Genomic DNA, 14,381 nt, shown 5'->3' with positions numbered 1-14,381 from the left:
CAACGCAACCTTCTTATTTAATAGAGGGTTTATGGATTATCATAAAGACAAGTTTACAGATCATTCTTTACTTGTTTTTAAAGATGAAAAATTAGTAGCAATACTTCCAGCAAACAAATTAAACAACACTTTACATTCTCATCAAGGGTTAACTTATGGAGGATTAATAACGCATCCAAGCTTAAAGTTTAAAGACGTTTTAGATGCTTTTAAAACACTTCTGCATTTTTTAGATAAGCAAGGCATAGAGACTTTATACATTAAGCAATTACCATCTATTTATGCGTCAGCACCAAATAATCAAACGGATTATTTGATGTTTATACTTAAAGCTACTTTGTCAAGAAGAGATGTATTGTCAGTAATTGATAATAGATTTAAACCACAAACAATTTCTAATAACAGAAAAAGAGGTTTTAAACGAGCCAAAGAACACGGTTTGATCGTAAAAGAAGATGCTAATTTTGAAGCATTTTGGAATACAGTTTTAATTCCAAATCTTAAAAAACAACACAACACAAAGCCTGTACATAGTCTTGCAGAAATACAATTATTGCACTCGGTTTTTCCTGATAAAATAAGACAGTTTAATGTTTATAAAAACGAAAAAATTGTTGCAGGAACAACCGTTTTTGAAACTAAGAATGTAGCACATGCACAATACATTTCTGCTTCAGAGGATAAGCAGGAGCTAGGAAGTTTGGATATTTTATTTCAGCATTTAATACATACAGTATTTGCAGATAAATTATATTTTGATTTTGGAATATCTAATCAAAATCAAGGGTTAAATATTAACGAAGGGTTATTGTATTGGAAAGAAAGTTTTGGAGCTAGAACAATCACTCAGGATTTTTACGAAATAGAAACTAAAAATCATCACATGTTAAATTCTGTTTTTATATGATTAAGTTTTTAGACCTACCAAAAATAAACGCGCGTTTTGAAGCAGAATTTAAAAATGAATTTTCTTCGTTTTTAAATACTGGACACTATATTTTAGGTCAAGGTGTTACTGATTTTGAAAATAATTACGCATCGTTTTGTGGTACAAAACACTGTATTGGAGTTAGTAATGGTTTTGATGCGTTAGTACTTATTTTTAAAGGTTATTTAGAGCTAGGTTTACTTCAAAAAAACGATGAAGTTATTGTGCCAGCAAATACATTTGTAGCCTCAATATTAGCAATCCTTGAAGCTGGATTACAACCTGTTTTAGTAGAGCCAAATGCCGAAACATTTAATATAGAAGCATCAGCTATTACAAGTCATATATCAGATAAAACAAAAGCTATTTTAGTAGTCCATTTATATGGTCAAATTTTTAATATACAAGCTATAAATACATTAGCTAAAGCAAATAATTTATTAGTTATTGAAGATGCAGCTCAAGCACATGGAGCAGTATCTAATAGTTTAAACTTAAAAGCAGGAAATCTAGCAAATGCAGCTGCCTTTAGTTTTTATCCAGCCAAAAATTTAGGTGCTTTAGGTGATGCTGGAGCAATTACAACAAACAATACAGAATTGGCAACTACAATTGCTAAACTTAGAAATTATGGTACAACTTCAAAATATAAAAATGATATTTTAGGAGTTAATAATAGACTGGATGAAGTGCAAGCGTTGTTTTTAAATGTAAAACTAAAGTCTTTAAATGCAGATAATTTTGCTAGACAAGCTATTGCTAAACGCTATCTTTCTGAGATTAAAAATAAAAAAATACAACTTCCGTTTTATGATGGAACACAAAATCATGTCTTTCATTTATTTGTAGTTTTAGTAGAAAATCGTGATGATTTTATTCAATATTTAAAAGAAAAAAATATTGAAACAAGCATACACTATCCAATTCCACCACATAAGCAAAAAGCACTTCATCGAATTAGCGACCTAAAGTTTCCTATAACAGAAAAAATTCACGAAACTTGTGTAAGTATCCCAATTAGTCCTATAATGACTAGTTTAGAGGTAGATACTGTTATTAAAACGCTGAATGATTTCTAATTGAAAAAAGTACTAGCATATATAAATAATAATGTTTTAGTTAAGGTTGCTTCACTTAATTCTGTGTCAGTAATTGTTAAGATTATTGCAGGTTTTTTAACTTCAAAATTTATTGCACTTTTTGTTGGGTCTGAAGGGATGGCTTTGGTTGGTAACCTCAGAAACTTTGTTGGATCAATACAAACCGTGTCTATTCTAGGCTTGTATAAAGGTGTTGTAAGGTATATATCAGAATTTAAAAACAATACCGTAGAGTTAAGTAAAACACTATCTACAGTATTTTATTTAGGCTTTGGAGCTACCATGTTGATGAGTTTTTTAGTGTACTTTAAAGCAGAATATATTAATGACCTTATCTTTAAAAATTATAATAATTATGCATACGTTATTAGGATTTTTGCTGTAGCATTACCTTTTTATGCTTTAAACATGTTAGCCTTTTCTATAATGAATGGCTTTGCAAAGTATAAGTATCTTATTGTTTTTAATATTTTTGGACAGATTTTAGGAGCCGTAATTACTATACTTTTAATTTGGTTAGAACAGATTGATGGAGCATTGATAGCAGTAGTTATTGCAGAATCTATGATCTTTTTAATTACTCTAGTAGGTATTGCAAATCGTAGAAACTTTATTCCATTAATAAAAGCCAGTAATTTTAGTCTAAGTTTTGCTAAAAAACTAAGTTCTTATTCAGGTATGGCTTTGTTTTCTGCAATAATATTACCCTTAGTAGCCATATTAATTAGAAGTTATATTATTGATAATATAGGTATGAAAGAAGCTGGTTTTTGGGAAGCAATGAACCGAATATCCAAGTACTATCTCTTATTTGTAAGTACACTTTTGACCATGTATATCCTTCCAAGGTTTTCTGAGATTGATAATATAAAAGATTTTAGAAAAGAAGTATTTAGCTTTTATAAAACAATAATTCCAGTATTTGCTTTAGGATTAATAGTCATCTATTTTTTAAGACATTTTATTATTCAGGTAGTTTTTACCGATGAGTTTAAGCCAGTTGAAGAACTGTTTTTTTGGCAGTTATTAGGCGATTTTATAAAAGTGTTGTCTACAGTAATTGCTTTTCAGTTTTTAGCAAAACGTATGTTTTGGCATTATATAATAACCGAAGCTTTTTCTGTTATAATTTTATACTTTACTAGTAAATATTTGATTGATGAGTTTGGTCTAGTTGGTGCAAATATGGCACACTTTGCAACCTATATAATGTACTATGCTATAATTTTATTAATATTTTCTTCGTCTTTATTTGGAGTTTTACCTGATAAAACAGAAGAGGAGTAATTAAGAGTTATTCCAAGCCTTTAAATACTGTTCTGCACTATTTTTATAATTATGATGTGTATCAATAAATGCTTTAGCATTAACAGAAATGGTTTCTATTTGTTTTGGATTGTTAATTAACCATTCTAATTTTTTAACTAAATAGTCAACATCAGGAAGCGCATTAATTGCAACAGTGTTTTCTTCTAAATTATAAAGTGATAGCCATTCTTTTTCTGCTCCTGTAAACACTACTTTTCCTTTATACATGGCTTCTAAAGCATTGTAACCTTGGTCATAAGAATAGACTTGATCTAATATTATATGTGCTTGATTGTAGCTTTTAATATAGTCTTTATATGGTAAATCTGTTGTGCTTGTAATAGTTACTTTATTTGGATATTTAGTTTTAATAATTGCTAAAGCTTTATTAAAATAGTCTGCACCTTTTTTTATACTTGAAGTCGAGTTTATTCCGTGAAAAATATGAATGTTATTTTCAATGTTAGTTGGTTGATGGTCTAATAAACTAGTGTTAACTGGATTTGGGATTAGTCCTAGATACTTAGGATTATTTTTAAAAGCACGATGGTAATCTAGGTCTGAACAAATAATTCCATTTACATTTTTAGATATAAAATCATGTAATTTTTTATAATCTTTTGTAATGTATTTTAACGAAAACGAAAATTGACCACTAAGCTTTTTGTTATTTAAATAAGGGGTTAAAACAGAATAGCCATTTTTTGGATTTAAAAAATAATTAATGGTTGTATAGTCTTCTCCACAGCTTAATAGAAAAATTTTACTGTTTTGCCTAAATAGCTTGCTAAATAACTTAATTGATTGTTTAGTGGTTGTGCCAATAGCATCTTCATTTATAAGTTGTACTACATCGTAGTTTTTTAATTTTGGTAGTAATTTTTTAAATTGTTTAGCATATTGATCTTGCCTAAAATCTTTATTAAATAATCTTATACTTATGTTGTTTAAAAATTTTAATCCTTTATTCTGTTTGATTTTTGAGATTAATAGGTGGTCAGATTCAAATTGCTTTAGTCCATCTCCAGAACTAACTAAAGTAACCTGATGTCCAAGAGCAACTAATCCTTCCTTTAAAGAATTATGTAATCTACTGTACTCGCCAATTAATAAAATCCTCATTTATATTTTATACATTTGCTTCAAAGATAGATAATTTAAAAATGTATTTTTAATGTTGGAGGAGGATCAGTTTGAAGTGTTAATTTCTACAATGAATAGGGATTCTCTGGATTTTATTGATATTATGTTTTCTAAAGTAAAGACTATAGATTTTAATATTTTAATAATAAATCAAACAACACCTAAAAAATCATTATCATCAACTAATCCTAAGATAAGAGTTGTTAATTCTTTAGAAAAAGGATTAAGTAAAAGTAGAAACCTTGCTTTGACTAATGCAAAATCAAAGATTGTATTAATTTCTGATGATGATTTAGTTTATGAAAGTAATTTTAAAACAATAATTTTAGAAGCCTATAAACGTAATCCTGAAGCAGCATTAATATCTTTTGAATCTTGTGATACAGACGGTAAACCCATGAGACAGTATCCAGAACATTCGATAGTGCATAATTTTAGGTCTTTAACACCAATTTCTTCAAGAGAAATATCTGTTAACCTTAAAATGGTTAGAGACCTTGACATTATATTTGATGAGGATTTTGGATTAGGTAGTACTTTTGAAATAGGAGAAGAGCAAATTTTTTCTAGAGCTATTTTAAAACATAAAACCTGCTTATTTGAAAAACAAAATATAGTTCAGCATCCATTTGAAACTTCTGGAAGAAACTCTGGAAGCGATAAGCTTTTGTTTGCAAGAGCTGCTTTGTTTTATAATCAACGTGGAGAAGTTGTGTCTTATTTAAAGTTATTTCATTATGTTTATTTAATTTTAAAATCTGGAGACATTGGTTTTGGTGCTGTTTTTTATAAACTAAAGATGGGATTAAAAGGAATAAAAAAATATAAAGCTATTTTAAAATCTAGAAGTAATAATTAAACATTTATGACATTAAAAAATAGCACTGTAGATGCAGTAAGTATAGTTGAAATACCAAAAATTAAGGATACAAGAGGTAACTTATCTGTAATAGAAAATGATGTTATTCCTTTTGATATAAAACGTGTTTACTATTTGTACGATGTGCCAAGTGATGCTTATAGAGGTGGTCATGCGCATAAAGAGTTATATCAATTTTTAATACCATTAAGTGGAAGTTTTGATGTTATTATAAAAGACGGTAAAAACATTAAGTCTGTAACATTAAACAAGCCTAATAAAGGATTGATGATAGTTCCTGGGATTTGGAGAGAGCTTGAAAATTTTTCATCTGGAGCTGTGTGCTTAGTTTTAGCTTCTGAAGTTTATGATGAAGATGATTACATAAGAGATTACGATCAATTTAAACTACTTAAAAGCAGATAAATAGATGTTTTTATTAATTAAAAAAAGTTGAAACTTTTTAATTAATCTTAATACCCATTTTGGAAGTTTGATAAGTAATTTTTGCTTGTTATTTAGGTTGGAGTAATTAATTTCTTTTTTAAGCTTTTTATAAAGGTCTTTTTCAGAATTTAAATGACATCTAATGGCTAAAGCATATCTATTTATATCTAAATACATTTTTAAGGACGTGTTGCCTTTTTCTTCCTTTTTATATTTATTTATTAAATAATACCTGTTTAAATTTAGCTTAGATTTAGAAAGGCTACCATCATCAAAGTTATTGTAAATCATTGTAACTTCAGGGTTAAAAGCTATACTATGGTTTAAAGCAAATCTTATCCATAAATCAATGTCTTGACCTGTAATAAGTTTGGTGTCAAATTGTCCAATCTTTTCAAAAACAGATTTTGTAAAGCATACAGAGGATGTCCAAGCTAAAGAGTTGGTTTGACTAACCAAAAAATAATCCTCGACTATTAACGGTTGGTTTTGGTGCTCAAGTATTAAGTTTGTAGGAGTAAGCAATCCTCCTTGTCTTTTTATTTGATAATTATTACAAAAAAGGCCAGCTTCTGGAAATAGACTAATTGTTTTTTTAAAAGACTCTAAGTGGTTGTTGTGCCATAAATCGTCTGCATCTAATAACGCTAAATATTTTCCTTTAGATTGTGAGATTGCATTGTTTCTGGCAACAGAAACCCCTTGATTGTTTTGAGTAGTTATTTGTATTCTGTCATCATTAATTGCTTTAATAATGGACACACTATTATCTGTCGATCCATCGTCTATAATTATGATTTCAAAATCTTGACAGGATTGATTTAAAACAGACTCTAAAGTTTTTAGAATATATTTTTCCTTATTAAATAGCGGTATGATTACAGAAAAATAAGACATTATTGTTTTAAATTAATATGACAAAAATAACTTATTCTAAATAAGTCAAATAAAAACAAAGACGGTCGTTTAGATGTTAAATTAAGTTTAGCTATTGGGTTAATAAAGTGATAGCTTACTGCTAATAGATAGTTGGTTTTAAACTTTTTTAGTTTAGAAAAATAAATAAGAAAAGGAATAAAGTTATAATCTATTAATTGTGATTTATAAATGTAATTTAAGTTTTGTAAACCCTTTTTTGTTTTGTCTAAAAACACATCACTAAAATCTACATCACCATGTAAAATAGGGTTGTCAATATGTAATACTGATGCATTAAGCAAACTAGCTTTATAAGCAAATAATGTGTCCTCATGACCATATTGGGTTAATGTTTTTTCAAAACCAATATCATTAAAAATGGCTTTAGTCATTAAGGTATTGTTACAAAACATACGTTTATATGTGTTTTCTTCTCGTTGTGCAGCTGTCAAGTCTTCCCTTTGTTTTCCATACTTCCAACGTAATGTTCTTTTTGATGGAACTTTATCAGGATGTACACGACCTCCATAAATAATTGATTTTTTAGAGGTTATTGCCTTAATGTAGTTATTTATATACTCAGGATGGATTACTAAAGAGTCTCCATCAATAAATAAAAGATAATCATATATTGATGCCTCAGCTAATAGATTACGGTTGCCACTTAAGCCAACATTTTTGGCATTGGTTTTAAACGTTACAAAATCTAAGGTATTTAGTATGTCGTTATTTTTAATGATATCTTCCTTTGAACCATCATCAAGAATTATAATTTCAAAAGATTTTCCAGATGCTAAAAGTTGTTGGTGTAAACTTTTAACCAATTGGGTAACATCATAATTATAAGTAGGAATTAATACAGATAGCATTTAGACAACTTGTTTTTTCAAATCTAAACAATAATATAGTTTTATGATTAGTCAACTTAATAATTTTCAATTTGCATATATTTACATTTATTAGATTATTGACTAATTAATGAATTCATTTTTAAAAAAAATAGCTTATTTCTTAATACCATTTTTAGTAGTGTTTTTTGCTATTGAATGTTTTTATAGAGTTGTGCCTAATAATTATTCTTATAAAAACCAACAGATTAAACAGTATTACAAATCCGCTAAAACGCTTGTTTTTGGAGATTCTCATGCTTTTTATGGCTTAAATCCTGACTATTTTAGCTCACCAACTTTTAATGCATCTAATGTTAGTCAATCTGTTTATTTTGATCAGTTATTATTCAATAAACATGTAGATAGTTTTCAACAGTTAAAAAATGTTGTTTTAACTGTTGCTTATACTACTTTAAGTGAAGAAGATGATAAGTTAGATTTAAAATGGCGTAAATACTTTTATCAAAAACAAATGAATTTAGAGGTGTCAATAATTAAAAATTATGACCCTAAAAAGTATAGTTTAGCTTTAGTCAACAGAGTTTCAGAAACTATTAAATATTTAAAAGATTATATTAAAGATGGTACTTTAGCAACTAGTTACCCAAATGGTTTTATTACCACAAATTTAGTTGAAAAAAGCAGAGTGGATTTAGATGTTTCTGCAATAAGAGTCACCAAAAAGCATGAAGATGGTTTGTTAGATTTTAGTCAAAACACAAAAAGAATACAGGAGATAATTACTGCTTGTAAAGCAAGAGGTATAAATGTGTTTTTAGTAAGTTATCCAGTTAATTATAGGTATGCAGATTTGATTAAATCTATAAAACTAGCAAAAATGTATCAAGTCTGTAATGTGTTAGCAAAAATTAATTCTAACGTAACTTATATTAACTTGTTTGAAGATAAGCGTTTTGAAGATTCAGATTTTTTTGATGCTAATCACCTTAATGTAAAAGGAGCAGAGAAGTGCTCTAAGATTTTAGCAAAAATTATACAGTAGTCTTACGCTGCACAACTTCAAAAACCTTATTGTCATCACATTTTAAAGTCTTACTTGGGTATTTTAATAGCAAGGCATAATCATGTGTAGCCATTAAAATTGTATTACCATTTTTGTTAATGTCTTGTAATACTTCCATAACCTCAATACTGGTTTGTGGATCTAGGTTTCCTGTAGGCTCATCTGCTAAAATTAATTCTGGATCATTTAGTAAAGCACGTGCAATTGCAATACGTTGTTGTTCTCCTCCAGATAACTCATGCGGAAATTTAAAACCTTTAGTGTTCATGTCCACTTTTTCCAAAACAGAAGTAACACGTTCATTCATTTTAGTTTTGTCATTCCAACCAGTAGCTTTTAAAACAAATAATAAATTATCGTTTATTGTTCTGTCAGTTAGTAGCTTAAAGTCCTGAAAAACAATTCCTAATTTTCGTCTTAAAAACGGAATCTCTTTTTCTTTTAAAGTTGGTAAATCAAAATCTACAATATGTCCTTCACCTTCTGTAAGTTTTAAATCACCATAAAGTGTTTTCATAAAACTACTTTTCCCAGAACCTGTTTTACCAATTAAATATACAAACTCTCCTTTTTTAACTTCTAGATTTACTTCTGAAAGTACTAAGCTTTCACCTTGAAAGATTGAAGCATTTTTTAATTCTAAAACAGTATCTGACATAAAATAAATTTATCTATTTGCTAAAATAACGCGTTTGTAATGAGAAATATTATAGATGACAAAGTAAACAATTTATAGGTAAAATGGAAAAATGAATCTGTAATTATTTTTAATCAGAATTAAAATTTTATTTAGTCGCAAAACACTAATGAACCAGCCATTCCACAAAACTTGAATTCTAGCTTTATTTCATTTTTAATAACTCGGTTTATAATTATTAATTAATTATAACGTTAGACCTATAGATTAATTTATCTTTGAATTTGAATTTAAAAATAGTGTCAATGTTAGTAAAAAAACAACTTGTATTTTTAATAGCCTTAGTGTTTTGTTTGCAGTTATTTGGGCAAGAATCTGCAGTATACACAAATAATTTAGGAGATTACCAGAAAGCGCTTCAACTATATAATAGTCAGCAATATTTAGCATCTCAAAACTTATTTAGCCAAATAAAAAAAGAATCTCAAGACAAAAACACACAAAGTAATTGTGCTTTTTACATTGCAAATGCAGCCATTAGATTAAATCAGCAAAATGCAGATGTGTTAATGGAACGTTTTGTTGAGGATTATCCAACAAGTACTAAAAAAAACACAGCTTTTTTAGATGTTGCAGACTACTATTTTACAAATGGTAAATATGCATACGCACAAAAATGGTATAAAAAAGTAGATGAAACTGCAATTTCAAAAGCAGATAAAGAGACGTATAATTTTAATAATGGTTATGCATCATTTACAACCAAAAATTATAAAGCAGCTAAAAAGTACTTAACACGTGTAGAAACGTCTCAAAAATATGGATCGCAAGCCAAATATTATTTAGGATTTATGTCTTATGAAGGCGATGACTATGATGGAGCTAATAAATATTTTGAACAAGTAAGTAAAGAAGAAAAATATAAAGAAAAGCTAAGCTACTATCAAGCAGACTTAAATTTTAAATTAGGAAAATTTGATAAAGCAATAGAATTAGCTAAGTCAAAATTAGAGACTAGTGATAAAAATGAAGTGTCTGAATTAAATAAGATTATAGGAGAAAGTTATTTTAATTTAGAAAAGTATGACGAAGCTATTCCGCACTTAACAGAATATAAAGGTAAAAAAGGAAAATGGAGCAATACAGATTATTACCAACTAGGTTACGCTTATTATAAGCAAAAACAATATGATAAAGCTATTTCAGAATTTAATAAAATTGTAAATGGAGATAATAGTGTTGCTCAAAACGCATATTATCATTTAGGAGAAAGTTACGTTAGTGTTGGAAAAAAACAAGAAGCTTTAAATGCGTTTAGAAACGCATCACAAATGGATTACGATTTAAAAATCCAAGAAGATGCTTGGTTAAACTATGCAAAAATTAGTTATGAGATTGGTAATGCTTATCAATCTGTACCACAAGTGTTAACAAGCTATTTAGAAAAATACCCTAAAACACAATATAAGGAAGAGGTAGAAGCGTTGTTAATTGACTCTTACATTACTTCAAAAAACTATAAAGAAGCTTTAGAGCTACTAAAAAATAAAAATAGCTTTGAAAGTAAAGTGGCTTATCAAAAAGTAGCGTTTTACAGAGGTTTAGAGTTATATAGTGACAGTAAATACCAAGAAGCAGAAGACCTTTTTGATGCATCTTTAAAGCAACAACAAGATCAAAAATTTTCAGCTAGAGCTACCTTTTGGAAGGCAGAAGCAGATTATAATTTAACAAATTATGATGATGCTTTAATAGGTTTTAAGCAGTTTGCACAACAAAGTGAAGCAGCTACAACAAAAGAGTTTCAGAACTTAGATTATAATTTAGCTTACACCTATTTTAAACAAAAAAACTACAGTCAAGCAACAACTTATTTTAATCAATTTATTCAAAAAAATCAAACAGATCAAATTAGATTAAACGATGCGTATTTACGTTTGGCAGATGGTTATTTTGTATCTAGTCGTTATAACGAAGCAATTACTACTTATGACAAAGCAATGCAAGTTGGTAAAGTAGAAAACGACTATGCCTATTTCCAAAAAGCAATGAGTTATGGTTACATTGGTAATGATACCAATAAAACCAGTCATTTAGAACAATTTATTGCCAAATACCCAAAATCAAAATTGCGTGATGATGCTATGTACGCTTTAGGTAATAGCTATGTAAAAGCAGGTAAAGATGCTAAAGCAATTGCAATATATAACCAATTAAAAAAAGAATATAGAAGCAGTCCATTTACTAGTAAAGGACAATTGCGTCAAGGATTAGTACATTATAACGCAAGCCAAAATCAGCAAGCATTAACAACCTTTAAAGCAGTAGCAAAAGACTATCCAGGTACACCAGAAGCCAATCAAGCAGTAGCAACTGCACGATTAATTTATATTGATTTAGGAAAAGTAGATGAGTATGCAACTTGGGTAAGAACATTAGATTTTGTAGAAGTTACAGATGCAGATTTAGATAATGCAACGTATCAAGCTGCAGAAAAGCAATATTTAGACGAAAACGTAAACGAAGCTATCAAACAATTTAATGGCTATTTAAACCAATTTGGAAGCGGTTTACATGCCACACAAGCGCATTTTTATTTAGCACAATTGTACTTTAAAAAAGATTTAAAAGCTAATGCAGAGCCACATTATGCCTATGTAGTTAATACATCGCAAAGCGAGTTTTCTGAAGAAGCATTATTACGTCTATCACAAATCCAACTAGATAAAAAAGATTGGAATGCTGCCATCCCAACATTACAACGTTTGGAAGTAGAAGCTAATTTTCCTCAAAATAGTTTGTTTGCACAATCCAATTTAATGCAAGCCAACTATCAATTAGATAATTATAATCAAGCAGTCGCTTACGCGGAAAAAGTGCTAGGTAACTATAATTTGGATAATAAGATCAGAAGTGATGCTTACGTTATTATAGCACGATCTGCAATTAAAACTAATGACGAAGCTAAAGCCAGAACAGCATACGCACAAGTTGAAACTTTTGCAACTGGCAAAACTGCAGCAGAAGCCTTATACTACAACGCATATTTTAAAAATAAAGATGGATTGTTTAATGAATCAAACACAGTTGCGCAACGTTTAGCAAAAGATTATTCTGGATATAAGTACTATGGAGCAAAAGGATTAGTGGTCATGGCTAAGAATTTTTATGCTTTAGGTGATGCGTTTCAAGCCACTTATATTTTAGAAAGTGTGATTAAAAACTTTGGCAATTTTGAAGATGTAAAAACAGAAGCTCAAGAAGAATTAAATAAGATAAAAACAGAAGAAGCTAAAACAAATTCGTCAGTAATATCTGAAGATTAAAAATCATCAATCGATAATCGTAATTCATAAATGTAAATTATGTTTAATAACAAAAAACAAATCGTTTTATTAATAGCCTCATTATTAATTACTGTCTTTGTATTTGCTCAAAACAGAGAAGGTGATACCATACAAACTGGTGTAATAGATGTTGTAAAACCATATACACCAACTATTTCTGATGCTTTTAAAGTAAAAGAAACACCTACATTGGATGACACAGAAACAACAACTAAAAAAGAAGTAAAATATAATATATTTTCTTTTCCAGTAGCATCAACGTTTACACCTGCAAAAGGTAAAGCAGCTGTAGTTGATAAAGCTAAAAAAGTAAAACTTTTTAATAATTATGCAACCTTAGGTGTTGGTACTTATACTACTGTTTTAGGAGAAGTATATCTTAATCATGCAATTGGAAGAGATGAAGTGTTTAGTGCTTATATTGGTCATCATTCCTCTCAAGGAGATATAGAAAATGTATTGACAGATAATGGGTTTTCAGATTCTAAACTTAATTTAAATTATAGTAAAAATAATCGTGATTACAGCTGGTCAGTTTTAGGTGGTTTTCAGTATCAAACCTATAATTGGTATGGTTTACAACAACCTTTATTTAATCAAGCTACAGCAGATACTTTAGATGTTGGCCATAATTTTACCAATGCATATGTTGGAGGAGATATTACTTTTGAAGATGCTATTTTATCTTCTGGAAGTGTGTTTTTTAGACGTTTTGGAGATAGTTATGGATCAGGAGAAAACAGATTTAAAGCTAACGGAATTGGAATAATTAACATTCAAGATAACGAAGTAAAAACAGAAGTGTTTATAGATTATTTAGGTGGTAATTTTGATAGAGCTTATGCTATTGATGCAGAGTTAAAATATGGTAATTTTCAAGTTGGTGTAGCACCAACGTTTCAGTTAAAACAAGATGATTTAACAGTTGATTTAGGTGTTAAAGCAGTCTTTTTAAACGATACTGAAGCTAGTAAAAGCAAATTCTTTATTTATCCAAATATAGCTGCAAGTTATAGATTGGTTGATGAAGTTTTAATCGCTTTTGGAGGTGTAAAAGGTGGATTGATTCAAAATTCATATTATGATTTTGCTCAAGACAATGCATTTGTTTCACCAAACCTTTTTATTGCGCCAACAGATCAGCAATACAATGCATTTGCTGGATTAAAAGGGAAGCTGTCTAATACTATGAGTTATTCTGTTAGTGGACATTATAAAGCAGAAAAAAACAAACCATTATTTGTAAATAATGATATTACGCAAACAACAGAAGCTTATACCTACGGAAACTCTTTTGGTGTCACTTATGATGATGTAACAACGTTTAGTATTGCTGGAGAATTAAATGTAGATATTAATAGAAATTTTACCTTAGGAATTAAAGGAGAATATTTTTCTTATGATACTAAAACAGAAGCTGAAGCTTGGAACCTTCCAGACATAAAAGCATCTGTGTTTTTAGATTATCAAATCAATGACCATTGGTTTGCAGGAGCAAACTTGTTTTATATAGGAGAACGTAAAGACCAATTTAATGTGCCTAGTTTAATATCTCCAACATTTGGAGTGGTTACATTAGACAGCTATTTTGATGCCAATGCACATGTAGGTTATCATATAAACGATCGTTTTTCTGTATTTGCAAAAGCAAATAATATTGCTGGAGAAGAATACACAAAATGGCAAAACACACCAGTACAAGGTATTCAGTTTTTAGCTGGAGCAACTTATAAGTTTGATTTTTAATTTCTTTGAAAAAAAAGGAAGCTCATCAATTAAT

Annotated in this window: 12 protein-coding genes; 8 read left to right on the top strand and 4 right to left on the bottom strand. The window is 28.9% G+C overall.

Translation table 11 applies throughout. The features are described from left to right. The first annotated feature begins 31 nt into the window (after window positions 1-31). The 3 genes from SJY17_RS00240 to SJY17_RS00230 are packed head-to-tail and all read left to right on the top strand — an operon-like array spanning window position 32 to window position 3,315. Complete coding sequence (locus SJY17_RS00240; RefSeq protein WP_397363429.1) at window positions 32-907, top strand: GNAT family N-acetyltransferase; 876 nt, start codon at window positions 32-34, stop codon at window positions 905-907. After that, entirely contained in the window at window positions 904-2,007 is a 1,104-nt protein-coding gene (locus SJY17_RS00235) for a DegT/DnrJ/EryC1/StrS family aminotransferase (protein ID WP_397363428.1), read from the top strand. Before SJY17_RS00240 ends, SJY17_RS00235 begins: the two co-directional genes overlap by 4 nt. Beyond that, window positions 2,008-3,315 (top strand): O-antigen translocase, encoded by a 1,308-nt coding sequence (locus SJY17_RS00230; RefSeq protein ID WP_397363427.1) that lies wholly within the window; start codon window positions 2,008-2,010, stop codon window positions 3,313-3,315. Here SJY17_RS00230 and SJY17_RS00225 read toward each other — a convergent pair whose 3' ends face one another. After that, on the bottom strand, window positions 3,316-4,458 hold the full coding sequence (locus tag SJY17_RS00225; RefSeq protein ID WP_397363426.1) for a glycosyltransferase: 1,143 nt from the start codon (window positions 4,456-4,458) through the stop codon (window positions 3,316-3,318). Window positions 4,459-4,510: 52 nt separating this feature from the next. Here SJY17_RS00225 and SJY17_RS00220 point away from each other — a divergent pair, with 52 nt between their 5' ends. Further along, complete coding sequence (locus SJY17_RS00220; RefSeq protein ID WP_397363425.1) at window positions 4,511-5,338, top strand: glycosyltransferase; 828 nt, start codon at window positions 4,511-4,513, stop codon at window positions 5,336-5,338. Between the two features lie 6 nt (window positions 5,339-5,344). After that, window positions 5,345-5,764 carry a sugar 3,4-ketoisomerase gene (locus SJY17_RS00215; protein WP_397363424.1) on the top strand — a complete coding sequence of 140 codons (420 nt, stop codon included), beginning with the start codon at window positions 5,345-5,347 and terminating at the stop codon, window positions 5,762-5,764. Here the strand turns inward: SJY17_RS00215 and SJY17_RS00210 are convergent. Both SJY17_RS00210 and SJY17_RS00205 read right to left on the bottom strand, forming a co-directional pair. Further along, window positions 5,747-6,682, bottom strand: coding sequence for a glycosyltransferase (locus tag SJY17_RS00210; RefSeq protein WP_397363423.1), 936 nt, complete (start codon window positions 6,680-6,682; stop codon window positions 5,747-5,749). The genes SJY17_RS00215 and SJY17_RS00210 overlap by 18 nt on opposite strands. Continuing rightward, complete coding sequence (locus SJY17_RS00205; RefSeq protein WP_397363422.1) at window positions 6,682-7,572, bottom strand: glycosyltransferase family 2 protein; 891 nt, start codon at window positions 7,570-7,572, stop codon at window positions 6,682-6,684. Before SJY17_RS00205 ends, SJY17_RS00210 begins: the two co-directional genes overlap by 1 nt. Window positions 7,573-7,681: 109 nt before the next feature. Between SJY17_RS00205 and SJY17_RS00200 the strand changes: the two genes are divergently transcribed. Next, a complete protein-coding gene (locus SJY17_RS00200) occupies window positions 7,682-8,596 on the top strand; it encodes a hypothetical protein (protein ID WP_397363421.1) in 915 nt (304 codons plus the stop codon). Here the strand turns inward: SJY17_RS00200 and SJY17_RS00195 are convergent. After that, window positions 8,586-9,275, bottom strand: coding sequence for a cell division ATP-binding protein FtsE (locus SJY17_RS00195; protein WP_397363419.1), 690 nt, complete (start codon window positions 9,273-9,275; stop codon window positions 8,586-8,588). The genes SJY17_RS00200 and SJY17_RS00195 overlap by 11 nt on opposite strands. Before the next feature lie 284 nt (window positions 9,276-9,559). On the opposite strand from SJY17_RS00195, the gene SJY17_RS00190 reads away from it, so the two are divergent. Both SJY17_RS00190 and SJY17_RS00185 read left to right on the top strand, forming a co-directional pair. Then, the gene (locus SJY17_RS00190) at window positions 9,560-12,580 is read left to right on the top strand and encodes a tetratricopeptide repeat protein (protein WP_397363418.1); all 3,021 of its coding nucleotides are present in this window, start codon (window positions 9,560-9,562) and stop codon (window positions 12,578-12,580) included. A 39-nt stretch (window positions 12,581-12,619) separates the two neighbouring features. Next, on the top strand, window positions 12,620-14,347 hold the full coding sequence (locus SJY17_RS00185) for a TonB-dependent receptor (RefSeq protein WP_397363417.1): 1,728 nt from the start codon (window positions 12,620-12,622) through the stop codon (window positions 14,345-14,347). Window positions 14,348-14,381 lie beyond the last annotated feature (34 nt).

The organism is Olleya sp. R77988 (genome assembly GCF_044594215.1).
Taxonomy (GTDB): Bacteria; Bacteroidota; Bacteroidia; order Flavobacteriales; family Flavobacteriaceae; genus Olleya.
This window is presented reverse-complemented; position numbering and strand designations above follow the sequence as displayed.